17 protein-coding genes and 1 riboswitch are annotated in these 25,187 nt (G+C 66.6%); of the genes, 7 read left to right on the forward strand and 10 right to left on the reverse strand.

Annotation, left to right across the window (positions count from 1 at the left end; genetic code table 11):
* Positions 1-37: 37 nt before the first annotated feature.
* Entirely contained in the window at positions 38-3,331 is a 3,294-nt protein-coding gene (locus tag HW932_RS09270) for an efflux RND transporter permease subunit (protein ID WP_176976207.1), read from the forward strand.
* Here the strand turns inward: HW932_RS09270 and HW932_RS09275 are convergent.
* Positions 3,324-3,845: a DUF7931 domain-containing protein gene (locus HW932_RS09275; RefSeq protein WP_176976208.1), complete on the reverse strand. Its 522-nt coding sequence runs from the start codon at positions 3,843-3,845 to the stop codon at positions 3,324-3,326. The genes HW932_RS09270 and HW932_RS09275 overlap by 8 nt on opposite strands.
* Positions 3,846-4,290: 445 nt before the next feature.
* On the opposite strand from HW932_RS09275, the gene HW932_RS09280 reads away from it, so the two are divergent.
* Positions 4,291-4,869, forward strand: a complete 579-nt coding sequence (locus HW932_RS09280) for an OmpA family protein (protein WP_176976209.1) — start codon at positions 4,291-4,293, stop codon at positions 4,867-4,869.
* A 226-nt stretch (positions 4,870-5,095) separates the two neighbouring features.
* Entirely contained in the window at positions 5,096-6,634 is a 1,539-nt protein-coding gene (locus HW932_RS09285; RefSeq protein WP_176976210.1) for a mechanosensitive ion channel family protein, read from the forward strand.
* Positions 6,635-6,639: 5 nt separating this feature from the next.
* Here HW932_RS09285 and HW932_RS09290 read toward each other — a convergent pair whose 3' ends face one another.
* Positions 6,640-9,093 carry a glycoside hydrolase family 31 protein gene (locus HW932_RS09290; protein ID WP_176976211.1) on the reverse strand — a complete coding sequence of 818 codons (2,454 nt, stop codon included), beginning with the start codon at positions 9,091-9,093 and terminating at the stop codon, positions 6,640-6,642.
* A gap of 178 nt (positions 9,094-9,271) precedes the next feature.
* On the opposite strand from HW932_RS09290, the gene HW932_RS09295 reads away from it, so the two are divergent.
* A complete protein-coding gene (locus HW932_RS09295) occupies positions 9,272-10,522 on the forward strand; it encodes a lipoprotein-releasing ABC transporter permease subunit (protein ID WP_176976212.1) in 1,251 nt (416 codons plus the stop codon).
* The gene (gene lolD, locus HW932_RS09300) at positions 10,515-11,216 is read left to right on the forward strand and encodes a lipoprotein-releasing ABC transporter ATP-binding protein LolD (RefSeq protein ID WP_176976213.1); all 702 of its coding nucleotides are present in this window, start codon (positions 10,515-10,517) and stop codon (positions 11,214-11,216) included. The genes HW932_RS09295 and lolD overlap by 8 nt, the downstream gene beginning before the upstream one ends.
* Here the strand turns inward: lolD and HW932_RS09305 are convergent.
* Positions 11,159-11,713 (reverse strand): DUF2062 domain-containing protein, encoded by a 555-nt coding sequence (locus tag HW932_RS09305; RefSeq protein ID WP_176976214.1) that lies wholly within the window; start codon positions 11,711-11,713, stop codon positions 11,159-11,161. The genes lolD and HW932_RS09305 overlap by 58 nt on opposite strands.
* 58 nt (positions 11,714-11,771) lie before the next feature.
* On the opposite strand from HW932_RS09305, the gene HW932_RS09310 reads away from it, so the two are divergent.
* Entirely contained in the window at positions 11,772-14,087 is a 2,316-nt protein-coding gene (locus tag HW932_RS09310; protein ID WP_176976215.1) for a DNA internalization-related competence protein ComEC/Rec2, read from the forward strand.
* A gap of 57 nt (positions 14,088-14,144) precedes the next feature.
* Here the strand turns inward: HW932_RS09310 and HW932_RS09315 are convergent, their stop codons facing one another.
* The 7 genes from HW932_RS09315 to HW932_RS09345 all read right to left on the reverse strand — a co-directional run bounded on the left by HW932_RS09315 (position 14,145) and on the right by HW932_RS09345 (position 23,200).
* Positions 14,145-14,891 (reverse strand): adenosylcobinamide-GDP ribazoletransferase, encoded by a 747-nt coding sequence (locus HW932_RS09315; protein WP_176976216.1) that lies wholly within the window; start codon positions 14,889-14,891, stop codon positions 14,145-14,147.
* Positions 14,888-15,484 (reverse strand): histidine phosphatase family protein, encoded by a 597-nt coding sequence (locus tag HW932_RS09320; protein WP_176976217.1) that lies wholly within the window; start codon positions 15,482-15,484, stop codon positions 14,888-14,890. Before HW932_RS09320 ends, HW932_RS09315 begins: the two co-directional genes overlap by 4 nt.
* Positions 15,481-16,536 carry a nicotinate-nucleotide--dimethylbenzimidazole phosphoribosyltransferase gene (gene cobT, locus HW932_RS09325; RefSeq protein ID WP_176976218.1) on the reverse strand — a complete coding sequence of 352 codons (1,056 nt, stop codon included), beginning with the start codon at positions 16,534-16,536 and terminating at the stop codon, positions 15,481-15,483. The genes HW932_RS09320 and cobT overlap by 4 nt, the downstream gene beginning before the upstream one ends.
* 5 nt (positions 16,537-16,541) lie before the next feature.
* Positions 16,542-18,413, reverse strand: a complete 1,872-nt coding sequence (gene btuB, locus HW932_RS09330) for a TonB-dependent vitamin B12 receptor (RefSeq protein ID WP_176976219.1) — start codon at positions 18,411-18,413, stop codon at positions 16,542-16,544.
* Positions 18,414-18,583: 170 nt separating this feature from the next.
* A riboswitch (cobalamin riboswitch) is annotated at positions 18,584-18,817 on the reverse strand.
* A gap of 38 nt (positions 18,818-18,855) precedes the next feature.
* Positions 18,856-20,880, reverse strand: a complete 2,025-nt coding sequence (locus HW932_RS09335) for an InlB B-repeat-containing protein (RefSeq protein ID WP_176976220.1) — start codon at positions 20,878-20,880, stop codon at positions 18,856-18,858.
* A 340-nt stretch (positions 20,881-21,220) separates the two neighbouring features.
* A complete protein-coding gene (gene groL, locus HW932_RS09340) occupies positions 21,221-22,852 on the reverse strand; it encodes a chaperonin GroEL (protein ID WP_176976221.1) in 1,632 nt (543 codons plus the stop codon).
* 60 nt (positions 22,853-22,912) lie between these two features.
* On the reverse strand, positions 22,913-23,200 hold the full coding sequence (locus HW932_RS09345; protein WP_176976222.1) for a co-chaperone GroES: 288 nt from the start codon (positions 23,198-23,200) through the stop codon (positions 22,913-22,915).
* Between the two features lie 238 nt (positions 23,201-23,438).
* Between HW932_RS09345 and recJ the strand changes: the two genes are divergently transcribed.
* A complete protein-coding gene (gene recJ / locus HW932_RS09350) occupies positions 23,439-25,172 on the forward strand; it encodes a single-stranded-DNA-specific exonuclease RecJ (RefSeq protein ID WP_176976223.1) in 1,734 nt (577 codons plus the stop codon).
* Positions 25,173-25,187: the final 15 nt, after the last annotated feature.

Here is a 25,187-nt window from a genome sequence, read left to right on the forward strand (position 1 = left end):
ATGCAGGGAATGTCATGGTTTTTCAGGGAGAGACACCATGAAGCGCGTCATCCTCTGGTCGATCGAGAATCGCTTTCTGGTGCTGATGGCGGCGATCCTGCTGACGCTCTGGGGACTGGTCTCGCTCCAGCGTCTGCCGGTAGACGCCATCCCGGATCTGTCCGACGTGCAGGTCATCGTGCGCACCGACTTCCCCGGTCAGTCGCCGCGCGTGGTCGAGGATCAGGTGACCTATCCGCTGACCACGACCCTGCTGGCCGTCCCCGGCGCCAAGACGGTGCGCGGCTACAGCTTCTTCGGCGAGAGCTTCGTCTATGTACTGTTCGAGGACGGCACTGACCTCTACTGGGCGCGTTCGCGGGTGCTGGAGTACCTCAGTCAGGCGACCTCGCGGCTACCGGAGGGGGCCGAGCCGCGTCTGGGACCGGATGCGACCGGGGTCGGCTGGGTCTACAGCTATGCCCTGATTGACCGCTCCGGCCGCCACGATCTCGCGCAGTTGCGCGCGCTCCAGGACTGGTTCCTCAAGTTCGAGCTGCAATCCGTGCCGGGCGTGGCCGAGGTCGCGACCGTCGGCGGCATGGTCAAGCAGTATCAGATCGTCGTCGATCCCGAGAAGCTGCGCGCCCACGGCATTCCCTTGTCACGGGTCGTCGAGGCGGTGCGTGAGGGCAACGAGGAGGTCGGCGGCTCGCTGATCGAGCTGGCCGAGGCCGAGTACATGATCCGCGCACGCGGCTATCTGACCGGCGTCGAGGACATCGAGACCATCCCGGTCGATCTGTCCGAGCAGGGGACGCCGATCCTGCTGCGCGACCTGGCCCATGTCCAGATCGGCCCCGAGATGCGCCGGGCCGTCGCCGACCTGGACGGGGAGGGCGAGGTCACGGGCGGCATCGTCGTCATGCGCCACGGCGAGAACGCGCTCGCCACCATCGCGGCGGTCGAGGACCGGCTGGAGGCACTGCGTCCGAGTCTGCCCGAGGGCGTCGAGATCGTCACGACCTACGACCGCTCGCGGCTGATCCTGGCGGCGGTCGACAACCTCAGGGGCAAGCTGATCGAGGAATTGATCGTGGTGGCCCTAGTATGCGTGGCCTTCCTGTTCCATTTGCGCTCGTCGCTGGTGGCCATCCTCAGTCTGCCGCTCGGCGTGCTCATGGCCTTCATCGTCATGGACTGGCAGGGCATCAACGCCAACATCCTCTCGCTCGGCGGCATCGCGATCGCCATCGGCGCCATGGTCGACGCGGCCATCGTCATGACCGAGAATGCCCACAAGCATCTGGAGCGTGCCGGACCCGGACTCTCGTCCGCGCGCCACTGGCAGGTGATCGGCGAGGCGGCGGTCGAGGTGGGACCGGCGCTGTTCTTCTCGCTGCTGGTCATCACCCTGAGCTTCCTGCCGGTCTTCGCCCTGCAGGCGCAGGAAGGACGGCTGTTCGCCCCGCTCGCCTACACCAAGACCTATGCCATGGCGGCCGCCGCCGGGCTGGCCGTGACCCTGGTGCCGGTGCTGATGGGCTATCTGATCCGGGGCCGTATCCCGAGCGAGTCGCGCAATCCGTTGAGCCGCGCACTCATCCGGGTCTACCGTCCGGTGTTGCGCGCGACCCTGCACCGGCCACGGCTGACGATCCTGATCGCCCTCCTCGTCCTCTTCAGCACCGCGATCCCGCTGGCAGGCGTCGGCGGTCTGCTGGCGCCGCTCAAATGGCCCATGCAGGCGGTCGGGCTCGTCTGGCCGGACGGCCCCCAGCGTCCACTGCTGGCGCGCGTCGAGTCCTGGCAGTCGGGTCTGGCCGCGGGCTGGCGCGAGACCTTCCGCGACGTCCCGGTCCTGCGCGACTGGCACCGCGGCCTGGGCTCGGAGTTCATGCCCGAACTCGACGAGGGCGATCTGATGTACATGCCGACCACCCTACCGGGGATCGCGATCGGCAAGGTCGGCGAGTTGCTGCAACAGACCGATCGTCTGATCGCGAGTCTGCCCGAGGTCGAGCGAGTGTTCGGCAAGGCCGGCAGCGCCGACACCGCCACCGACCCGGCGCCCCTGAGCATGATCGAGACCGTCATCCGGCTCAAGCCGCGCGACCAGTGGCGACCTGGGCTGACGCTGGAGGATCTGATCGCCGAGCTGGACGCGACCGTCCGCTTCCCCGGCCTCACCAATGCCTGGGTGATGCCGATCAAGACCCGCATCGATATGCTGGCCACCGGCATCAAGACCCCGGTCGGGATCAAGATCGCGGGGCCGGATCTGGCCGAGATCGAGCGCATCGGCCGCGAGATCGAGCGTGTCCTGCCGGAGGTCGAAGGCACCGCCTCGGCCTATTCGGAGCGCGTCGCCGGCGGGCGTTACATCGAGATCCGCCCCGACCGGGTCGCCGCCGCGCGCGTCGGGCTCAACATCGCCGACATCAACCGGATCGTCGCGGCCGGTCTCGGCGGCGCCACCGTGACCGAGACGGTCGAGGGGCGCGAGCGCTATCCGGTCGACCTGCGATTCCCACGCGAGCTACGCGACGATCCCGAGAAGCTGCGAGATCTGCCGATCGTCACCCCGAGCGGTGCCCAGGTCGCGCTCGGCCAGATCGCCGAGATCGTCATCGTCGACGGCCCGCCCATGCTCGTCAGCGAGAACGCGCGTCTGAACGGCTGGACCTTCGTCGACATCCGCGGACGCGATCTCGGCAGCTATGTCGCCGAGGCGCGGCGGGTGGTGCGCGATCGGGTCCGGCTCCCGCCCGGCTATTCGATCACCTGGTCCGGTCAGTACGAATACATGCAGCGCGCTCAGGAGCGGCTGGCCCAGGTCGTCCCGGTCACGCTCGCCGTCATCCTGGTGCTGCTCTATCTGACCTTCCGCTCGCTCGGCGAGGCGCTGCTGGTGATGCTCTCGCTGCCCTTCGCCCTGGTCGGCGGGGTCTGGCTGGTCTATCTGCTCGGCTACGACCTCTCGGTCGCGGTCGGCGTCGGCTTCATCGCCCTGGCCGGGGTGGCCGCCGAGTTCGGCGTGGTGATGCTGGTCTATCTGGACAGCGCGGCGCGGCGCTGGCGCGCCGAGGGGCGGCTCGACCGTCCCGGCGGGCTGGAAGGCGCCATCATCGAGGGCGCCGTGCTGCGCATCCGGCCCAAGGCGATGACGGTGGCGACCATCCTCGCCGGCCTGCTGCCGGTGATGATCGGCGCCGGGGTCGGGTCCGAGGTCATGCGCCCTATCGCCGCGCCCATACTCGGCGGCATGATCACCGCGCCCCTGTTGAGCCTGATCCTGATCCCGGTGCTCTATCGCCTCTGGCACGAGCGGCGTCGGCCGGATCTCAAATGAAGAGCTGTCGCAGCTCGCTGTCGACGCTGCCGCGCTCCCAGAGCCGCTCGAAGTCCTGGCGCAACCGGCGCGCCGCCGGCGGATCGGCGTAGTCGGCGATCGCCTCCAGACGCTCGGCCAGCCGGCGATGGACATAGCCGGTCTCGTCGACGATGAGGAAGGCGTCGAGACGCTCCTGATCCTCGTCGGCGACACGCCGGATGGCGATGCGCGAGGTCAGGCGGCGTGCCAGCTCGATGAGCCGATGACCGCCCTGGGTTGCGGCGCGCGGGTCGAACAGCAGGACGCGCACGCAGACTCCGGGACGCGCCAGCGCCAGACGCCGCACGGCCTCCAGAAAGGACGCCTGGTCATAGAGCGCCGGGTCGAGCGTTGGGCCGTAGATCAGCAGCTCGCGTCGGGCCTGGGCGGCCATGTCCGCGCTGATCGCGGCGATCTCCGGTCCGTACGCGAGCGTCCGGCGTCCCGCATCGGTACCGAGCATGCCGCCGGGCTGGTCGATCTCTCTGGACATGGTCACTCCTGATGCGCCGTGGATGGCGGATGGTGCCGGATACATACAGATCGCGCGCCGGAGGCGAGCGGCGGGCGGCCTCGACAGGTCTGTATGTTGCAAATATGTAACGCGCTGGATGTGATGAAAACTTGTTTCATACGATCATTGCTTGCCTATTGGCTAAAAAGTGTTGCTTCCATATGGCAAACGTTGTAAATATGTCGCGAGTTCATAAATAAAGTTGCACTTTTGCTCCTTTTGTGGGCTAAAATGTCTGTGTCAAGGCGCGCGGCTTCATTGAACCGCGCTCGCGCTACGCTCATTTCGCCAGTGAGATTCCCGAGGCGGAAAGATGGTTTAGCGTTAGGGATCATGAGCGATCTTTGCAACTGACCCGTAGTTCGGCTAGACCATGCGTTCTCCGATTCGATCATCTCCACCACCTCAACAGGAAGCCAAAAAGATGCGCAAACAACCTCTTTTCAAACGTCTGGCCGCCCTGGCCGCCCCGCTTGCGGTGGCCGCTGCCCTGTCGGCTCCCGCGGCCGTGAGCGCCAACGACTACAACATGGAGCACTTCTGGTCGGCCCAGCCCGAAGGCACGGCCTGGGTGACTGGCTATGGCGAGTGCTGGCAGAGCCTGCATGGCCCCGGTGATCTGGAGCCCTGTGTCGTCGCCGCGCCTCCGGCTCCCAAGGAATTCACCGTGCGTCTGAACTTCGAGTTCGACAAGTACCGCATAGAGAACGTCGTCAACGACAGCGAGCTGCGTCGTCTTGATGACTACATCGCCCAGGTCAAGAACTCCGAAGTGCGGGAGCGCATCTCGCTGACCGGCCACACCGACGCCAAGGGTTCGGATGCCTACAACTATCAGCTCGGTCAGCGTCGCGCCGAGGCCGTTCAGGACTACATGATCAGCCGCGGCATCCCGGCTGAGGACATCGTCTCGGTCGAGAGCCGTGGCAGGTCCGACATGCTGCCGGGCGTCGACATCTACTCGGTCGAGCAGCGTCGCGTGAAGATCAACGCCGAGTACTGATCGTCGATCCACCCTCGTTCGGGCGCACCGCCGCCATTGGCCTGACGGCGCGCCCGATCCCCCGGCATCCGCTCCGGTGTTCGGCGGCCCGATGCCGAGTCCTTCTCCTGAGTTTACAAGTCCAATGAGCCTCATCCCCCCGACTGGGGCTTATGGCGGGGCCGGTTACGCCTGCGTGATCGGCCTTTTTTACGTCCGCGTCCTGGGATAGCGACCAATCTGAACGATGTCTTTCGAATCCCTCGTCGAGCTGCATTGGTGGATCTGGCTGACGGCCATGTTGCTGTTCGTTCTCTGGCGTCTCGGCACCGGGTCGCTCCAGGGACGCTGGCTCGCCGAGCGGCTGCCGATCGGCGCGGCTGTGCTGGATCTGGCGCTGTTTCCTCTGGTGCTGCTGGGACTGGGCGCCCTGACCGATCTGGCGGCGCGCACCCTGGGGCTGGATGGCGCGACGGCATCGATCCGCACCGCGACCCTGGCAGTGGTCTATGTCGCCGGCGGCTGGCTGGTCGCGCGTCTGATCGAGTCCATCCTGGCGGCCCGGACCGAGGCGCTGTCCGAGCGCATCCCCAAGCTGATGATGGGGCTGATCCACGGCGCCTTCATGTTCGTCGGGCTGGCGCTGTTTCTCTGGAGCCAGGATGTCTCCTTCACCGGCGTCTGGCTGTCGACCGGCGTGGCGGCGGCCGTGCTCGGTCTGGCCCTGCAGCGTACCCTGGGCGATCTGTTCTCCGGCATCGCGCTCGGCATCGAACGCCCGTTCAGTCTGGGTGACTGGATCGAGCTGTCGGACGGCACCGTCGGTCAGGTCATCGATCTGAACTGGCGCGCCACGCGGCTGCGCGGCTGGGACAATGCCACTCATGTCATCCCCAACTCGCGCATGGCCAGCGAGTCGCTCAAGAATCTCCACGACGATCAGCATCTGTTCGCGCCCTGGTATTTCGTCAAGATCCCGGCCGAGGTCGATCCGCGTTTCGCCAGTGCGCTGATCCTCGATGCGGCCATGCGCTGCGAGTCGGTCCTGAAGTTTCCGCATCCCATCGTGCGTCTGGCCGATGCCACCACGGTGCCCTACAGCTACATGGTCTGGGTGCATCTGCGCAACTATCCGGCGATGTTTCGCGGGCGCGAGGAGCTGTTCCGTGAGATCCACTGGGCCTTGCAGCGCGCCGGGATCGGTCTGGCGCCCGAGGTGCATGAGATGCGCACCAAGCGCGCTCCGGAGGTCCAGACCGAGCCGCCGACCATCCTGCTGGCGCTCAAGGGACTCGACATGGCCGGCTTGCTGACCTATGAGGAACTCGAACAGATCGCCGCGCGTGCCGTCTATGCCTACTTCGACAGCGGGCATGTGATCCTGGCCGAGGGCGCGATGAGCGATGCCTTCTATGTCATCGTCGGCGGACTGGTCGAGGCGGCGATCACGCTCCCTGATCGCACCCGTACCGTGACCGAGGTGCTGGCGCCCGGCAGCCATTTCGGCATCACCACCATGCTGGCCAACGAGCCGTCGTTCCTGGAGCTGCGCGCGCGCAGTGACGTCAGCCTGATCCGCATCGATCTGGAGGTCGTGCGCACACTGCTGGCCAACAGGCCCGAACTGGCCGAACGGCTGGCGCGTATCGTCAAGGAGCGCGTCGACGCCGCCGATACCGCGCGCGCGGCCAGTCGTCAGCCGGTCGGGCGTCTGAGTCTGCGCGACATCCGGCAGCGCATCGAGGGTCTGCGTCTGCGTCACCCACGCACGACGCGCCGTCTCTGAACGGTTCAGGCAGGAACCAGACGATGCCCCTGACCATCGTCGTCGATCCGAACTTCAGCCGCCCGGAGTTCCGCATCCCAGCGCCAGTCCTCGACCGCCGTCTCGTCGAGCGTCAAGCCAGCCGGGGCTTCGGGCAGATGCAGCCGTAGGATCAGGGTGCGCGGCGCCGGCCGGTACTCGCCGCGCCGTGCCGCCAGCGTGAACACCGCCCCCTGCGACAGCGGCGCGATGCGGCAATCGGTCTCGGCGAGCGCGCCGTCCTGATAATCGAAACTCTCGCCATCGTCCTCGATCAGCGTCCAGAAGCCTTCCGCCTCGTCGTCCGGGTAGATCTCCAGCATGAGTTCACCGAGCGGTTCGGCGGTCGACTGGCGGACGTTGCCCAGGGTGATGACCGAACCGCCGCGCACCAGGATCGGCATGGCCCCGAGCGGGGCGTCCATCACCAGCGGAGCTGGGCCGACACCGAGCCGCGCGCCCGAGCGGAAGTCGTACCAGCAGCCGGGCGGCAGCTCGATCAGACGCCGTCTGAGTCCGGGCGCGCGGATCGGGGCGATCATCATCTGCGGTCCGATCATGATCTGATCCTCGATCGCGTAGAGATCGGCCTGATCGGGGAAGTCGAACAGCAACGGACGCCACCAGGGTTCGCCGCTGCGATGGGCACGATGGGCCAGTGTGTAGAAGTAAGGCAGTAGCCGGTAGCGCAGTTCGATGGCTTGGCGGGCGATGGACTCGATCTCGGGGCCGAACGACCAGGGTTCCTGCGGTCGGCTGTCGCAATGGGCATGGGCGCGCATAAAGGGGTAGAAGGCGCCCAGTTCGATCCAGCGGCCATAGAGCTCGCCGAAACTGTGGCCGTAGAAGCCGCCGATGTCCACGCCGACGTGCGGCGCGCCGCACAGACCCAGACTGGCCAGTTGCGGCAGGCTGGTCTCCAGATCCTCCCAGCGCGCGCTGTTGTCGCCCATCCAGCTCGCCGCCCAGCGCTGGGTGCCGACGAAGGCCGAGCGGGTCAGCACCCAGGGGCGGCGTGCAGGGCGTAATCGCTCCAGCCCCTCCCAGGTCGCGCGCGCCATCAGGTGTCCATAGAGATTGTGGGTCTCGGCATGGAGCGCCTCGCCCTCGTCGCCCTGACGGACCGCGAGCGGTATCGGGAACTCGGTCACGCCCGGCTCGCGATAAGGACGGTCGACGATCGACGGCTCGTTCATGTCGCACCAGACGCCGTCGACGCCGATCTCGATCAGGGAGCCGTGTAGATCGCCCCACCAATGGCGGGTGCGCTCGCTGCAGAAATCCGGAAACAGCGACTCATCAGGCCAGACCCAGCCGCTGAAGAGTTCGCCATCGGGCCGGCGCAGGAAATAGTCGCCCGCCACGCCGGACTCGGCCACGCCGTAGCCCGTGCCGAGATCGTGCTTCACGCCCGGATCGACGATGGTGACGGTGCGGATGCCGAGCGCCTGGAGCGCCGCGACCGTCGCCGCCGGTTCGGGAAAGCGCTCGCGATCCCAGGTGAAGACCCGGTAGCCGTCCATGTAGTCGATATCGAGATGGATCGCATCGAGCGGGATGGCGCGCTGGCGGAAATCCTCGGCCAGGGCGCGCACGTCGCGATCGGTGCCGTAGCTCCAGCGCGACTGATGGAAGCCGAGCGCCCACAGCGGCGGCAGCAGCGGGCGGCCGGTGAGGCGTGTGAGCTGCTCGACGACCGCCGCCGGGGTCGGTCCGGCGAGGATGTAATAGTCCAGCTCGCCGCCCAGGGTGAAGAGCGTGAGCACGTCTTCGTACTCGCGCCCGACGTCGAAGCCGCTGAACCAGGTCGAGTTCAGCAGCAGACCCCAGGTCAGCCCCGGACGCACGGCCATGAAGGTCGGCTGGGCCTGATAGAGATTGTCCTCGCCCAGACCATGACCGGGCGCGGCACGATCGACCGTCCAGTGGGTCAGGCGCCGATGGCGGCGGTCGAGCCGTCCGTCGCGCTGGCCAAAGCCGAAATAGCCCTCGTCCTGGGCCATGCGCTTGCGCACCCCGACCCCGATGCGCGCTTCGCCGGGGGGCAGTTCGGTGTCGGGCAGATGTTGCAGGCCGGTCTCTTCCAGGGCGACCTCACGCCAGCCGGGTGCACAGAGATCCTCGGCGAAGGGGCGTCCGTCGGGTGTCGCGAAGCTGACGGCTCCGGAACTTAGATCGAGTCGGGCGCTCAGACGCTCGGTCTCCATCCAAAGCCGGCCGTCCTCCTCGTGCACCGAGAGTCCGGCCGGCGGCAGCTCCAGGACCGGACTCCAGGGACGGGGCGCGGCGAAACGTCCGCTGGGCGCGAAACGCAGACGCAGGATGTCGGGCGCGACCGCCTCCAGACGCAGGAGGCCGTGTTCATGGCGGGTGACGCAGGCCGTGGCCTCGCTGACCCAGTCCAGGGCAGGCATGGGCGGCGCGAGCAGTGGATCGTCCATCGCGGGTTCCTCATCGAGTGTGGGCCGACGGCTGTCCGGAGACGAGCACCGACTGTAAAGACCGATAGGATGTGATCGATTATTCAGTATCATGCCGCGCGATCCAAGCGTAGATGTACGCCCGGATCGCAACGGCGGATCGTCTTCCACTTCGTGCCTGTGGTTAAATGCCAACCCTATGTTCCATCCCTTGTCACTCTACATCGGCCTGCGCTACACCCGCGCCAAGCGCCGAAATCACTTCATCTCCTTCATCTCGGGCACTTCGATGGTCGGGATCGCGCTGGGGATCGTCGCCCTCATCGTCGTGCTGTCGGTGATGAACGGTTTCCACAAGGAGATCCAGCAGCGCATCCTGGCCATGGCCTCGCATGCGACCCTGTCCGATCCCTATGGCGGCGGCCTCACCGACTGGCGCGAGGTGCTGGATCAGGTGCGCGCCAATCCGCACGTGGTCGGCGCTGCGCCCTTCGTCGAGATCCAGGGGATGCTGGCCAGCGGCGCGCAGGTGAGCGGGGCGGTGGTGCGTGCCATCGAGCCAATCGAGGAGGACGAGGTCGCGGATCTGCGCCGGCACATGGTCAGCGGCTCGGTCGACGCGTTGGTCGACGGAGCGTTCAATATCATCCTGGGCCAGGATCTGGCCAACTATCTCGGCGTGGGGCCGGGCGACAAGGTGACGGTGGTCACGCCCCAGGTCAGCTCCACCCCGGTCGGCGTCATGCCGCGTCTGAAGCGCTTCACGGTCAGCGGGATCTTCGCCGTCGGCATGGCCGACTACGATCGCAACGCCGCCTTCATCCATCTGGCCGACGGCGCACGCCTGATGAGTCTGGGCGATGCGGTCGGCGGGGTGCGGCTCAAGCTCGACGACATGTGGCAGGCGCCGCGTCTGGCGCGCGAGATCGCCTATGAACTCGGCGGCGTCTATCGTCTGGTCAACTGGACCCAGGTCCACAGCAATTTCTTCAGCGCGCTGGCCATGGAGAAGCGGATGATGAGCATCATCCTGTTTCTGATCGTCGCCGTGGCCGCGTTCAACATCGTCTCGACCCTGGTGATGGTCGTCACCGACAAGCAGTCCGACATCGCGGTGATGCGCACGCTCGGTATCTCGCCGGCGCGGGTGATGGGCATCTTCATGGTCCAGGGGACGGCGATCGGCCTGATCGGCACCCTGGTCGGTGTGGTCGCCGGCGTGATCCTCGCGTTCAATGTCGAGTCCGTGGTGGCCGGGATCGAGAGCCTGTTCGGCATTCATTTCCTCGATCCGGACATCTACTACATCAGCGAGCTGCCCTCGGACGTGCATCTGGCGGACGTGCTCAGCATCGGCGGCGGCGCCTTCCTGATGTCGGTCCTGGCGACCCTCTATCCGGCCTGGCGCGCGGCCAAGACCCAACCGGCGGAGGCGCTGCGTTATGAATGAGTCGACGTCAGTGCTGGAGGTCCGGGATCTGGTCCAGACCTTCCGTCAGGGGCCGCAGGAGGTCCAGGTGCTCAAAGGCGTGAGCTTCCGCATCCAGGCCGGGGAGCGCATCGCCATCGTCGGCGCGTCCGGGTCGGGCAAGAGCACGCTGCTGCATGCGGTCGGCGGGCTGGAGCGTCCCACGTCGGGGAGCATCCGGTGGCGCGGCGAGGACATCGGCCGGCTCGGCGAGGCCAAGCTCGGACGGCTGCGCAACCGGCATCTCGGTTTCGTCTACCAGTTCCATCATCTGCTGCCGGAGTTCACGGCGCTGGAGAACGTGGCCATGCCGCTGCTGATCGGCGGCGCCGCGCCGGCCGAGGCGCGCGAGCGGGCGACACAACTGCTGGAGCGCGTTGGATTAGGCCATCGCGTCACGCACAAGCCGGGTGAACTCTCGGGCGGCGAGCGCCAGCGCGCGGCCGTGGCCCGTGCTCTGGTGACACGTCCGGCCTGTCTCCTGGCCGACGAACCGACCGGCAACCTCGACCGGCACACGGCGGCCGGGGTCTACGAGCTCATGCTCGAACTCAACCGCGAGATCGGCACCAGTCTGGTCATCGTCACCCATGATCCGGAGCTGGCCGGGCGTCTGGATCAGATCTGGCGGCTCGACGACGGGGTCTTGTCCAGCGCCTCGAACAGCGCACGATAGCGCGCCCGGCGCCGTTCGACCTGGCGCGCCACGCGCCAGCGCCAGAGGATCCGGATCGTCACATAGCCGACGAGCGAGCAGACGCTCCCGCAGATCAGACAGCCGATCAGCATGGGTTCGAGGATCTCGAACCAGTGATGCCAATCCAGCCAGAAGGCGGCCTCGAAGCCGCGGGGCTGGAGGCCGAGCACCCAGCAGCCGAGGACATAGGCGAGGTAGTACATGGCCGGCATGGTCAGCGGATTGGAGATCCAGGCCAGGGCGACCGCGATCGGCAGATTGACCCTCAGCCAGATGGCCAGCGCAGCGGCGATGAAGGTGTGGCCCAGTGGCGGCAGGTACATCACGAACAGGCCGACCGCCGTCGCATTGGCCACTGAGCGCCGATTGAGGTGCCAGAGGTTGGGATCGTGCAGCAGGGTGCCGAAGATCCCCACGAAGCGATTGCCATGCATCTGCGCCTGGGTTGGCATGACCCGTTTGAGCCACTTTCTCACGCGTTGTACTCTCTCGATTGGAATCGCGGCGCGAGTATAAGGCCAGAGGCGGCTTGGGATGCGGCTTGATGTCGGATTGGGCTTCGCGTTGGGTGTCGGCGGGCTGCATCTGCTGCCTGAGATGCCGCCCTGGTGGTCGGGAGCCGTGCTCCTGTCCGCGTTGGCCGTTGCGGCCTGGGTCCGGCCGCGTGCGAGCTGGGCCTTCGCCTTCGCGCTTGGATTCTGTTGGGCCTGGATGCACGCCTGTCAAGGGCTGTGCACGCCCTTTCCGGATGAACTGGCGCGCGCGCCTCTGGTGGTCGAGGGGCGCGTGGCCTCGATCCCCGCTGTCGAGACGCATCGAACGCGCTTTCTGCTCGACGTCGGGCACACCTGGGACGAGCACGGAACCGGGCTGGATTTCAGCGGCCGGGTTCGGATCTCCTGCTATCGCGACTGTCCCGCACTGTCGGCCGGTGAGCGCTGGCGTATCAACGTCCGTCTCAAGCCGCGTCATGGCTCGCTGAATCCGGGCGGCTTCGACTACGAGCGCTGGCTGTTCGAGCAGGGGATCGCGGCGACCGGCTATCCGCGCGGTCGGGAAGCGTTCGAGCGTCTGGACGCGGGGCCGGGGGCCTATTGGCTGACCCGCCTGCGTCAGCGGCTGGCCGAGCATCTGGCCGGAGCGCTGGACGGCTCGCCGCAACTCGGGCTGATCCAGGCCCTGACCCTGGGCGAACGCGGCGCCCTGGAGCGCGAGACCTGGGACACCTTCACCCGCACCGGCACCAATCATCTGGTCGCGATCTCGGGGCTGCATGTCGGGTTGGTGGCCGGCGGCGTCTTCTGGCTGGCGCGCCGGCTGTGGTCGCTGAGTGCGCGTCTGACCCTGCTTCTGGCCGCTCCGCGTGCGGCGGCGGTCTTCAGTCTGCTGGCCGGGTTCGGCTATGCGGCGCTGGCCGGATTCGCCATCTCGACCCAGCGCGCGCTCATCATGCTGGCGGTGGTGCTGGGGGCGCTGTTCTGGCAGCGCACGCTGCGACCCTATCAGGCGCTGATGCTGGCGCTGGTCGGGGTGCTGGTCTGGGATCCGGGGGCCGTGCTGTCGTATGGCTTCTGGCTGTCGTTCGGAGCCGTAGCCCTGCTGCTGCTGCATCTGGGACAGCGGTTGCCGAGCCGCGATCTCTGGACGCGCTGGGGGCGGGCGCAATGGGCGGTCGGTCTGGGACTGCTGCCGCTGCTGTTTCTGTTCTTCGGTCAGGCATCGCTGATCGCGCCGCTGGTCAATCTGGTGGCGGTGCCGCTGTTCAGTGTGCTGATCCTGCCGCTGGTGTTGATCGCCGGTCTCTTGAGCCTGGTTCCGTTCGCTGGACTCGATGTCCCGCTGCGTCTGGTCGCCGAGGGGCTCGGCTGGTGTCTGAACGGTCTGGACTGGCTCGCGGCTCGACCCTGGGCCGCCGTTCACCTGCCGGCACGACCGCTGTGGGCTTGGGCCTCGGCGCTGTTGGGGGCGGTGCTGCTGCTTGCGCCGCGCGGTCTGCCGGGACGCTGGCAGGGCTTGATCCTGATGCTGCCGCTGGCGGTCGCGCGCCCGGATGCGCCCGGCTGGGGCGAGGTCTGGTTCAGTCTGCTCGACGTGGGGCAGGGGCTGGCCGTCGTGGTCGAGACCCAGGACGGCATTCTGGTCTATGACGCGGGGCCGGCCTATCCGGGCGGTTTCGACACGGGCGCGATGATGGTCGCGCCCTTTCTCCGGTCGCGCGGGATCGAGCGTATCGATCGGCTCGTCGTCAGCCATGCCGACCGGGATCATGCGGGCGGAGCCTCCGGTCTGTTGGCGCTGGCGCCCGCCGAGACCATTCTCAGCGGCGAACCGGAGCGGCTGGGACTGGCCGGCGCCGAACCCTGTCTGGCCGGCGAGACCTGGAACTGGTCAGGCGTCGACTTTCGGCTGCTGCATCCGCAACGCGCCGACCTCAAGGGCAACGAGGCATCCTGTGTGCTGGAGATTCGCACCGGCGAGCGATCCATCCTGCTGACCGGTGATGTGGGCGCCCGCACCGAAGAGCGTCTGGTCGCGCGTCTCGGGGCCGACTGGCGGGTTGCGGTCTTGATCGCCGGACATCACGGCAGCGCGACCTCGACGTCGGCGCGTCTGCTGGATGTGACTCGGCCCGAGTGGGTGCTGTTCTCGTCCGGCTATGCCAATCAGTTCGGCTTTCCGGCGCCTGTGGTGCGCGAGCGTCTGGCCGAGCGCGGGATTCAGACCCTGAACACGGCGTTCGACGGCGCCGTTCAGTTCAGGCTGGGGCCGGACGGTTGGATCGACGAGCCGCAGGGCCGGCGCGAGCGTGCCGGACGGCTGTGGACGCATCATCCGTCGCGGCCGCCTTGAGGCGATCGAGCGTCTTGTGGTGGCGTGTGTGTGCCGACAGTGGCTCGAATGTGCCGATCACTCGATGAGGATCGCGCACAGCAGCAGCGCCAGGGTCTCGGTCAGCTCGACCAGGGCGCCGGCGGTGTCGCCGGTGAAGCCGGAGATCCGAGCGAGCATGGCTCGCCGCGCGATCCAGTAGAGCGCCAGCGCCGCCAGGATCAGTACCAGCCCCGACCAGCCGCCGAGCGCCAGCGTCACGACTCCAGCCGCCGTCACGCTCAGCCAGGCCGCCCGCCGAGGCAGATGATTGAACTGATCGGCGGCCATACCCTGCCGACGCGCATAGGGCGTGGTCAGTAGCAGCAGCGGCAACTGCGCCCGCGCCAGCATGGGAACGGCGAGCAGCGGCCAGATGACGCCGGCCAGGATCAGCGTCTTCAGCGCAGCCCACTTGGCGAGCAGCACCAGCCCGATGAGCGTCACGGCGGCCGGACCACTGCGCGGATCCTTCATGATCTCCAGCGTGCGCTCGCGACTGCCGATCCCGCCGATCCAGGCGTCCGCGCTATCGGCCAGCCCATCCAGATGCAGCACGCCGCTCGACCAGACCCAGAGCATCAGTACCAGAACGGCCGCAACGTCGATCGGCGCGCCGGCGAGCGCGAGTGCCGCGAGCGCCGCCGGTCCTCCCATCAGGAGGCCGACGAACGGATACCAGGGGACGGAGTGCCCGGTCTCATGCGGTTGCGTCGAGCCGGGGTCGGGGAAGGGCAGCCGGGAGAGGAATCGTCCGGCGATCCAGAGCGGGCGTAGTCGTGTCATTCGATCGAACCGTGAGCAATCAGACTCGGACGCCCCGGCGGCGGATAGATCCGCAGTCGGGTGAGACAGGCATGAGGGACTTCGAGCAGCAGCAATCCGGCATCGGACATGCTCAGCACCTCGGCGACCAGCACCCGGATGACGCCGCCGTGGGTGATCAGGAGCGTCCGGGGTTCGCGCGTGTCGAGCAGATCGCGCCAGGCCGCCAGCACCCGCGCGCGGAAATCGACGAAGGGTTCGGCCCCAGGCGGCGTATAGCCGACCGGATCGTTCCAGAAGCGCTGGAGTTCATCGGCCGGGATCTCGGCGACGGCAAGGCACTCCCAATCGCCGAAACCACGCTCGCGAAAAGCGTCCACCAGGTCCAGGGGTCGGTCATGCGTCTCGGACAGTTCGCGCGCGAACTCGGCGCACCGGCACGCCGGTGAACTGACGATTCGCGTCCAGTCCGACCGATCCGCCGTCGCGCGCCGCATCTGCTCCCAGCCGAGCGGACTCAGCGGATCGTCTCGCTCGCCGCGAAAACAGGCGCCGCCCTCGACATCGCCATGACGCAACAGCTCGATGAGCGGCTCAGCTCCAGAGCTGCTCAAGCCTCGCTGACCCCGGCCTCGTCGAAGGTGGCCATCTTCCGATGCACGACACAGGCCATGCGCAACAGTGGCACCAGGGTCGCGCCGCCCGTGGCCTCGCCGAGCCGCAGCCGCAGATGCAGATAGGGATCGGCGTCGAGCGCCTCCATCATGTGTCGATGTCCGGGTTCCGCCGAGCCGTGCGAGAACAGCATCCAGTCGCGCACGCCGGGGTTGATCCGGGTGGCGACCAGCGCCGCCGCGCTGATGATGAAGCCGTCGACCAGGATCGGCAATCCGAGCTGCGCGGCGCGGATGAAGGCGCCGGTGCTGGCGGCGATGTCGAAGCCGCCGAGACGGCGTAGCAGTTCCACGGGGCCGTGCTCGGGGCGGGCATGGAGATTCAGGGCCGCCGCAACTACCTGGGCCTTGCGCGAGACGCCCTGGCGGTCGAGTCCGGTGCCGGGGCCGGTCAGGATCGACGGCTCCAGATCCAGCAGGGCACAGGCCAGCGCGGTCGCCGGGGTGGTGTTGCCGATGCCCATCTCGCCGCAGATCAGGAGTCGCGCGTCTTCGTCGAGTGCACGCTCGACCGCCGTGCGACCGATGTCGAGCGCGCGCGCGAGCTGATCCTCGGTCATGGCCGGTTCGCGGGCGATGTTGCCGGTGCCGGGGCCGAGCCGCTCGGAGCGCACGTTCGCGACCGGGCCGGGGTCGGTGGCGATGCCCAGATCGAAGATCTCCATCACGGCGTCGATCGCCTCGGCCATCACCGAGACGGCCGCGCCGCCGCGCGCGATGTTATGCAGCATCTGGAGCGTGACTTCGCGCGGGAAGCAGGAGACGCCCTCGACGGCAACGCCATGATCGGAGACGAATTGCAGGATGCGCACCGGGTCGGGCGTGGGCGCGTCCGTGCCCTGCATCCCGGCGAGCCGGATCGCCATCTCTTCCAGGCGACCGAGCGAGCCGCGCGGTTTGGTGAGTTTGTCCTGACGCGCCTGAGCCGCCGCAGCGGCCTGGTGGTCGATGGGGCGGCAGGGGTCTTTGAGCCAGTCGAGCGTCATGTTCATCGATCTCAGGGCTGGTAGCGGAGCGTCAGATAGACCGAACGCCCGAGCTGGTTGTACAGATAGGCGGTCTCGTACTCTTCGTCGAGTGCGTTTTCGAGACTGGCCTGAAGACGGAGTGCCGGATTGATCCGGTATTCGGCGCGCAGGTCGAGCAGGGCATAGCCGTCGAGCCGGTCGCGATTGGCCAGATCGTCGTAACGCCGGCCGGCGACGAAGACCGTGCCACCGAGCGACCAGCGGTCGAAGCGCCGCTCCAGGTCGATCTCCAGACTCTGCTCGGGACGGCGCGGCAGCAGGTTGCCCTGGTTGGCGCCGGGCGAGCGGTTCTCGGGATCGAGCAGGGTCAGGCTGGTCTTGAGGCTCCAGTCGCGATAGTCGGCGCTCGTCGTCGCTTCCAGTCCGCGAATGCGCGCGCGCCGGACATTGGCGGCGGCCGAACTTGCCGCATCATAGGCGATCAGATCGTCGATGTCGGTCTCATAGAGACTCAGATCCCAGCGTCCGTCGATCCCTGGACCGACCGGCAGCTCACCGGCGATCCCCAGCTCCCAGCTTCGCGAACGCTCCGGGTCCAGGTCCGGATTGCCGTAGTCGGGATAATAGAGATCGTTGAAGCTTGGGGCCTTGAAGGCGGTGCCATAGGCCAGCGAGACGCGCAGTCCGGTGTCGAACAGATAGCCGAGCGCGGCATTGCCGGTGCCGTGTCCACCCAGATCGCCATCTTCGTCCTGGCGCAGACTGAGCTTGAGATCCGCCGCGCCGAGGCTGGCCTGATATTCGCCGAAGACGCCCAGGTTGTCGCGGGTGTCGCGGCTGTAGTCGACGGTGCCGTCGACACGGTCGACGCGATAGTCCAGGCCGACTGTGGCGAGCTGAGCCTCGTTGAGACGCCAGTCGTTCTGCAGCGAGAGGCTGTCGCGCGTGGTCTCGAAGCGATCGATGAAGCGCTCGCCGTCGGCTGTGTCCGGATCGTCGAAGAAAGACCGATAGTTGTCCCGGCTCTGTCCTGCAGCCAGCGTCAGGGTCCAGGGTTCGAGGGGCTTGAGGATCGCTTTCGCGCCCAACACCTGCTGTTCGGAGCGCGAGACATTGCCGGCGAAGGCTGAGCCGTCGAAGTCGAGCCGCCCCTCGGTTCTCAGTGCATTGAACTCCAGTTCGGCCTGTTCGCTGAAGCTGTAACCGGCGCGCAGACTCAGCCCTAGATTGCGATAGGGATCGCGGTCGTCCTGCTCGACGCCGCAACCAGCGAAGGGACTGGAGCGCCCGGAACAGGCATCGATGCCGTCGGTGCGATCGAGGCTGGCGCCCAGATCGATCCAGCCGCGTTCGCCGCCGCCAGAGAGTCCGGCGGCAACCCGCGCGGTGTGGAGGGTGCCGGCCCCCAGCGTCAGCCGTGGCGACCAGTCGCCGCCGCCGCGCCGGGTGAAGATCTGGATCACGCCGCCGATGGCCTCCGAGCCATAGAGACTGGAACGCGGTCCGCGCACGACCTCGATGCGCTCGATCTGCTCGATCGGCAGATCCTCCAGCGAGGCCGTACCCGAGGTCGCCGAGCCGATCTTGACGCCGTCGACCAGCACCAGCACGTGATCCGAGTTGGTGCCGCGCAGAAAGAGCGAAGACTGATGGCCGGGGCCGCCGGTGCGCGTGAGGCTGACGCCGGGCAGACCGCGCAGCAGATCCGGCACCGAGCGCGCCTGACGACGTTCGATCTCGGGGCGGTCGATGACGGTGACCGAGGCCAGGGTCGTACTCTCAGGTTCGGCGGTCCGGGTGGCGGTGACAACCACAGATTCGAGTTGAGTGGGCGTCTCGTCGGCCAGGACGAGACCGGCCAGCGGTAGCATCAGCGCCGCCAGCATCCAGGGATGGGACATGGTTGTTTCGACTCCGTGCATTGAGTCAGGCACACCCGCCTGACTCGACAGGGGAGGGCCGCGATGGGGAGCCGAATGGACGCACACTGAACCGCCGGACGAGCCGGGGACGCTGGCGCACGGTCGTCGCCCCACGCGACCCCGTTCATGGAGCCGGCCTCTCAATCTGGCGCGGCTCCGATCCCCTGGCCGGTCTCCGGGCTCACGAGCGGGGTGTTTGGACACCCCGACGCGACGCCTTCCCATGAGCCTGTTGCTCACAGTGGCCGTCTGTCGCGTCTTGACTCGTCTACCGTTGCGGGGGCAGCGCCGGCTTTCCTCGTTCACCCTGGACGAAGGCACCGGCTTCCCGTTCAACCGCTTGGTGAAGACCACCAAGCGGCACCGGGGGATCAAGGGCGGCTATTAAACCGCGTTCGGAGTGAAATGACGAGCTTGGGGTTTACTTGGATTTTCTGAAATTGGCCGTGACCGTCAGATCGGACGACATCGTCACGCTGCAGGCACCCGCACCCGAGCAGGCGCCGCTCCAGCCGGTGAACGCGAAACCACTACCCGGAACCGGGGTGAGCGTCACCTTGGTTCCACTGGTATAGTTCGCCGAGCAGCCACTGCAGTCGATTCCGGCGGGCGAACTCTTCAGCGTGCCGCTGCCCGTGGTCTTGACCGTCAGTGCATACTGAACCGTGCTGACCGGCGCCGCCGTGAAGGTGGCGGTACAGGTGGTGTTGGCGTTCAGGCTGAAGGAACTGCCGCAACTGCTCGGACTCCAGCCGCCGAAGGTTGAGCCGCTCGCCGCCGTAGCCGTCGGCGTGACTGTGGTTCCGGCGACATAGGTACCACCACCGCCGACCGTCCCCGAACCCGTACCCGTCTTGGTCACTGTCAGCGTGTAGTTGACCGGCGCCGTCGTGAAGGTGGCGGTACAGGCGGTGTCAGCGTTCAGGCTGAAGGAACTGCCGCAGCTGCTCGGACTCCAGCCGGCGAAGGTCGAGCCGCTCGCCGCCGTGGCCGTCGGGGTGACGGTCGTGCCCGCCGCATAATAGCCACCGCCGCCGACCGTCCCCGAACCCGTACCTGTCTTGAGGACGTCGAGCCAGTAACCCGTCGCGGTGATCGGCTCACCCCCCGTCGACGATACACGCTCCAGCTTGAACGCCGGCCACAGCGCCCCATTCGAACTCAGATAGGCCGAACTCCCGAATGGCCCCATCAGATTGGCGGCATTGGCGAAACCGGAGCCGGCATCCTCGAACAACTCGGCATAGCCGCCGCCGCCCTCGCCGAGACCGGCGATGATCTCGCCGCGCTGGTCGCCATCGACGTCGCCGATGGCCAGACGTGTCTCGCCGTTGAAGTCGTTGTATTGGCTCCAGCCAACGGTTAACTTGGCCATCGACAGGATCGAGGACAAACGATAGTCGAACACCTCGACATAGCCGCCGCCATAGGGTGCAAGACCAATCGCAATCTCCTGCGTACCGTCGCCATTCAGGTCGCCCAACGCCGGACGAGTCTCGCCGACTTGCGCGGCATATTCAGGCCAGGACAGATCGCCCTGAAGCTCCGTCTGCCAGGGATCCTGACCGGCTGCGAGCAATGTCTTGTCGAAGCCCTTCTTGATCAGGAAGGTGCCGCCAGTCCCGAGCCCGACGACGAGTTCGGCGCGTCCGTCGCCATCAATGTCACCCATCGCCGGCCAAGTTTGACCAGGCCAGTTGATATCGGTCCAGCCGAGCGATTGCAGTGAACCGCCGGCATAACTGAAGATCTGGAGAGAACCGCCTCCCTCGGCGCCGAGACCGATGAAGATCTCGGCCTTGCCGTCGCCATCGACGTCACCCACGGCCGGGCGTGTCTCGCCATTGGCTGAGTTGTAATCCGCCCAGTCGACCTGCCCCCAGGCCAGATGCGAGAAGTCGTCGTCCAGGATCTGAAAACGTCCGCCCGGCAATCCAGATCCGGCCTTCGCGAAGCCGATGACGATCTCGTGCTTGCCGTCGCCGTCGATGTCGCCGGTGGCGATCCGCGTCGCGCCGCTCAGAGCGTTGTATTCGGCCCATCCGGCCGGGAGCGTCTGCTCGAAGAGCTTGTTCATGTTGGCCAGTTCGAGCTGGCCGTCGTTGTTGGGATAGGCGCCCAGGCCGAAGACATATCTGAAACTTCCGCTGGTGACTTCGTTGGAGAAGTCAGACGACTCGCCGGCACCGTCGTCGGCCTTCACGGCGAAGTAGTAGACGGTGTTCGGGTCGAGATTCTGTACGGTGTAGGTCGTCGCATTGCCGACATCGACCCATTGATCGTAGTCGCGGTGAGTCTGACCATAATAGACCCGGTAATTGACGACGCGCGGGTCGTCGACAGGATCCCACTCCAGTACGTACTGCGCCGCGAGCAGGGGCATGCTCAGGCACAGCAGTATGGACAGAAGTCCGACTCGGCGAGCAAGGTTGAGAAATGTGTTCATAAGCTCATGATCCCGCTGAAAATGGCGTCTTTTCGTTGACATCCCATACCAACCGAAGTCGGTCGCTATTTATTATTAATCTTAGCGCCTTTTGGACTCGACAGTGATCCACCATCGGGTGAATCGCCCCGTCGTTACGACGATGAATCCAGGCGGATACATCCCTAGCATAGGGGCAACCGTCATTCGAAACCGTGAAGCCATCTGCAAGAATGCAATGATGGGGCAGGATCGCGATAGATTTTGAGCGCGCCCTGAAACGCAAAGACCCGGCCGAGCAGGGACTCGACCGGGTCTTTGGCATCAGCCCGCTTGGGGCGATTCAGCGGGAGGCGGCGCCTCAGTAGTCCATGTCGTCCATGCCGCCGGCGGGCGCGGCCGGAGCCTTCTCCTTCTTCGGTTCGTCGGCGACCATGGCCTCGGTGGTGATCATCAGACCAGCCACGGAGGCCGCATTCTGCAGCGCCGAGCGCGTGACCTTGGTCGGATCGATGACGCCCATCTCCATCATGTCGCCAAACTCGCCGTTGGCGGCGTTGTAGCCGAAGCTGCCCGAACCCTCGGCGACCTTGTTGAGGATGACCGACGGCTCTTCACCGGCGTTGGCGACGATCTGACGCAGCGGCTCTTCCATCGCGCGACGGGCGATGGTGATGCCGACGGTCTGGTCGTCGTTGACGCCCTTGAGATCCTTGATCGCGGTGAGTGCGCGCACCAGGGCGACACCGCCGCCGGGCACGATGCCTTCCTCGACCGCCGCGCGGGTCGCGTGCAGGGCATCCTCGACGCGCATCTTCTTTTCCTTCATCTCGATCTCGGTGGCCGCGCCGACCTTGATCACGGCCACACCGCCGGCCAGCTTGGCCAGACGCTCCTGGAGCTTCTCGCGATCGTAGTCGGAGCTGGTCTCCTCGATCTGGGCGCGGATCTGCTCGCAACGGGCCTTGATGTCGTCGTGCGAGCCGGCGCCGTCGATGATGGTGGTGTCGTCCTTGCCGACCTGGACGCGCTTGGCGGTACCCAGATCGTTCAGGGTCGCCTTCTCCAGCGACAGGCCGACTTCTTCCGAAATCACGGTCGCGCCGGTGAGGATGGCGATGTCCTGAAGCATGGCCTTGCGACGATCACCGAAGCCCGGCGCCTTGACCGCGCACACCTTGAGGATGCCGCGCAGGGTGTTGACCACCAGGGTCGCCAGCGCCTCGCCCTCGATGTCCTCGGCGATGATCAGCAGCGGCTTGCCGGCCTTGGCGACACCTTCCAGCACGGGGAGAAGATCACGGATGTTGGAGATCTTCTTGTCGTACAGCAGGATGAAGGGATCGTCCAGCTCGGTCTTCTGGCTCTGCTGGTTGTTGATGAAGTAGGGCGACAGGTAGCCGCGGTCGAACTGCATGCCTTCGACCAGATCCAACTCGTTGTGCAGCGACTTGCCTTCCTCGACCGTGATGACGCCTTCCTTGCCGACCTTCTCCATCGCCTCGGCGATGATGTTGCCGATCGAGTCGTCGGAGTTGGCCGAGATGGTGCCGACCTGGGCGATCTCCTTGTTGGTCGAGCAGGGACGCGACAGGGCTTGCAGCTCCTTGATCGCGGCCTCGACGGCCTGATCCATGCCGCGCTTGATGTCCATCGGGTTCATGCCGGCGGCGACCGACTTCAGGCCCTCGCGGACCATGGCCTGCGCCAGCACGGTCGCGGTGGTGGTGCCGTCGCCGGCGATGTCGGAGGTCTTGGAGGCGACCTCCTTGACCATCTGCGCGCCCATGTTCTCGAACTTGTCCTTGAGTTCGATCGCCTTGGCGACCGAGACGCCGTCCTTGGTGACGGTCGGCGCGCCCCAGGACTTCTCGATCACGACGTTGCGGCCCTTCGGCCCCAGCGTGACCTTGACCGCATTGGCCAGGACGTCGACGCCGCGCAACATGCGGACACGGGCGTTTTCACTGAAGAAGATCTGCTTGGCAGTCATTGCTCGATGAGCCTCTCGACTTGGATTCGGGATGTTTCGGTATCAGATGCGCTCAGGGGCTTATTCGATGACGCCCATCAGGTCGTCTTCGCGCATCACCAGCAGCTTCTCGTCGCCGATCTTGACCTCGGTGCCGGAATACTTGCCGAACAGCACGCGGTCGCCGACCTTGACGTCGAGCGCGCGCACATCGCCGTTGTCGAGGATCTTGCCCTTGCCGACGGCGACGACTTCGCCCTGGCTCGGCTTCTCGGTCGCACTGTCGGGGATGAGGATGCCGCCGGCGGAGGTGCGCTCCTCTTCACTGCGACGGATGACGACACGATCATGCAAAGGACGGAGGTTCATGGATCTTGGATCTCCCTTGAGGAAGGTCAGTGTGGATCGATCGGGTTGAGTTTGTTAGCACTCTTGCGGCGCGAGTGCTAACAATGTAATCGCAAAAATGGCGCTGTCAAGAGGGATGCACGCGGGTTGATAGCGTCGCGGTTTCCCGACACACTGCTCGGCCTGTCTCAGCGCCCGGTCCACTCCGGCCTGGACGCAGACTGATACTCGCTCGACTTCAGGAATCCCAGCTACCGCCGTGACCGCCATCCGCATTCGCCGCGTCCCCGACCAGGACGCTCCCATCCAAGCCCGCCACCCGGACGAACTCCTGAGCGTCCTCTATGCCCATCGCGGCCTGAGCGATCCGGCCGAGGCCGCGCCCGGACTCGGAACGCTCGCGCCCGTGACGTCCCTGCATGGCATGGAGGCCGCCGTGGATCGGCTGGTGGAGGCGATCCGGTCGGACCAGTCCATCCTGGTGGTCGGCGACTATGACGCCGACGGCGCCACCGGCAGCGCGCTCGCCGTGCGCGGGCTGCGCGATCTGGGCGCGCGCCGGGTGTCGTTCCTGGTGCCGAGCCGCTTCTCCAATGGCTATGGTCTCAGTCCCGCCGTGGTCGAGGCGGCTTGCGGGCAGGGCGCGGATGTCATCCTGACGGTCGACAACGGCATCTCCAGTCATGCGGCCATGGCGCGCGCCCGCGAGCTGGGTCTGAGCGTGGTCGTGACCGATCATCATCTGCCCGGCGACGCGCTGCCCGAGGCCGACGCCATCGTCAATCCCAATCAGCCGGGCTGCGATTTCCCAAGCAAGCATCTGGCCGGGGTCGGCGTGGTCTTCTATCTGCTCGCCGCGTTGCGCGGACGACTGCGCGAGAGCGGCTGGTTCGGCACCGACCGACCGGAACCCAATCTGGCCGAACGGCTCGATCTGGTCGCGCTCGGCACGGTCGCCGATGTGGTCAGCCTGGATCGCAACAACCGTATCCTGGTCGAGCAGGGACTCAGACGAGTGCGCGCCGGACGCGCCTGTGCCGGGGTGCTGGCCCTGCTCCAGGTGGCCGGGCGCGATCCGGCACGCGCGACGGCGGCCGACTTCGGCTTCTTCGTCGCACCCCGGCTCAACGCGGCCGGACGCCTGACCGAGATGTCGCTCGGTGTCGAGTGTCTGCTGACCGACGACCCGGACCGGGCGCTCGCGATGGCCCAGCAGCTCGATGCCCTCAACCGCGAGCGCCGGGCGATCGAGGGCACCATGAAAGAGGCCGCCGAGGCCGTGCTCGACGCCCTGATCCTCGATGGCGAGTCACTGCCGCCCGGACTCTGCCTGTTCGGTGAGGACTGGCATCAGGGTGTATCCGGAATCGTCGCCGCGCGTCTGCGCGAACGCTATCATCGCCCGACCATCGCCTTCGCCGACGCCGGTGATGGTCGGCTGCGCGGCTCGGGACGCTCGATCGAGGGACTGCATCTGCGCGATGCCATCGACTGGGTCGACCGGCGACATCCGGGGCTGATCGAGTATTTCGGCGGACATGCGATGGCGGCGGGGCTGACGTTGCGCCCCGGCTGTCTGGAGCCGTTTCGAGACGCCTTCGTCGAGGCTGTCAGAGTACAGCTCGGCGACATTCCGCCGACCCCTGAGATCCGTTCCGACGGCGCCCTGCCAGCGGAACTCCTGACGCTGGAGACCGCCGAGGCGCTGCGCTTCGGCGGTCCCTGGGGCAAGGATTTCCCCGAACCGCGTTTCGATGACGTGTTCGAGGTCGTCGAGGCGCGCCTCGTCGGCGATGACCGACGGCATCTGAAACTCAGGGTCGCGCCGCCGGGCGGGGCCGTGATCGAAGCCATCGCCTTCGGTCTCGGCGAGCGGATCGAGGCTGCGCACGGTGCGGTGCGTCTGGTCTATCGACTGGACATAAACAGTTATCGCGGGCGGCAATCGCTGCAACTGCTGGTCGATCATCTGGCCGACCCAGTGGAGATGTGACAAGACAGGTTGAAT

The organism is Allochromatium humboldtianum (assembly GCF_013385175.1).
GTDB classification, from domain to species: Bacteria; Pseudomonadota; Gammaproteobacteria; order Chromatiales; family Chromatiaceae; genus Thermochromatium; species Thermochromatium humboldtianum.

Excerpts from the sequence above, each read along its gene's own strand:
- HW932_RS09290 (WP_176976211.1), bottom strand. The coding sequence starts at position 9,093 with ATGGACGATCCACTGCTCGCGCCGCCCATGCCTGCCCTGGACTGGGTC.
- HW932_RS09345 (WP_176976222.1), bottom strand. The coding sequence starts at position 23,200 with ATGAACCTCCGTCCTTTGCATGATCGTGTCGTCATCCGTCGCAGTGAA.
- HW932_RS09310 (WP_176976215.1), top strand. The coding sequence starts at position 11,772 with ATGCGGCTTGATGTCGGATTGGGCTTCGCGTTGGGTGTCGGCGGGCTG.
- cobT (WP_176976218.1), bottom strand. The coding sequence starts at position 16,536 with ATGAACATGACGCTCGACTGGCTCAAAGACCCCTGCCGCCCCATCGAC.
- HW932_RS09315 (WP_176976216.1), bottom strand. The coding sequence starts at position 14,891 with ATGACACGACTACGCCCGCTCTGGATCGCCGGACGATTCCTCTCCCGG.
- HW932_RS09285 (WP_176976210.1), top strand. The coding sequence starts at position 5,096 with ATGTCTTTCGAATCCCTCGTCGAGCTGCATTGGTGGATCTGGCTGACG.
- HW932_RS09275 (WP_176976208.1), bottom strand. The coding sequence starts at position 3,845 with ATGTCCAGAGAGATCGACCAGCCCGGCGGCATGCTCGGTACCGATGCG.
- HW932_RS09270 (WP_176976207.1), top strand. The coding sequence starts at position 38 with ATGAAGCGCGTCATCCTCTGGTCGATCGAGAATCGCTTTCTGGTGCTG.
- lolD (WP_176976213.1), top strand. The coding sequence starts at position 10,515 with ATGAATGAGTCGACGTCAGTGCTGGAGGTCCGGGATCTGGTCCAGACC.
- groL (WP_176976221.1), bottom strand. The coding sequence starts at position 22,852 with ATGACTGCCAAGCAGATCTTCTTCAGTGAAAACGCCCGTGTCCGCATG.
- HW932_RS09295 (WP_176976212.1), top strand. The coding sequence starts at position 9,272 with ATGTTCCATCCCTTGTCACTCTACATCGGCCTGCGCTACACCCGCGCC.
- HW932_RS09335 (WP_176976220.1), bottom strand. The coding sequence starts at position 20,880 with ATGAACACATTTCTCAACCTTGCTCGCCGAGTCGGACTTCTGTCCATA.
- btuB (WP_176976219.1), bottom strand. The coding sequence starts at position 18,413 with ATGTCCCATCCCTGGATGCTGGCGGCGCTGATGCTACCGCTGGCCGGT.
- HW932_RS09280 (WP_176976209.1), top strand. The coding sequence starts at position 4,291 with ATGCGCAAACAACCTCTTTTCAAACGTCTGGCCGCCCTGGCCGCCCCG.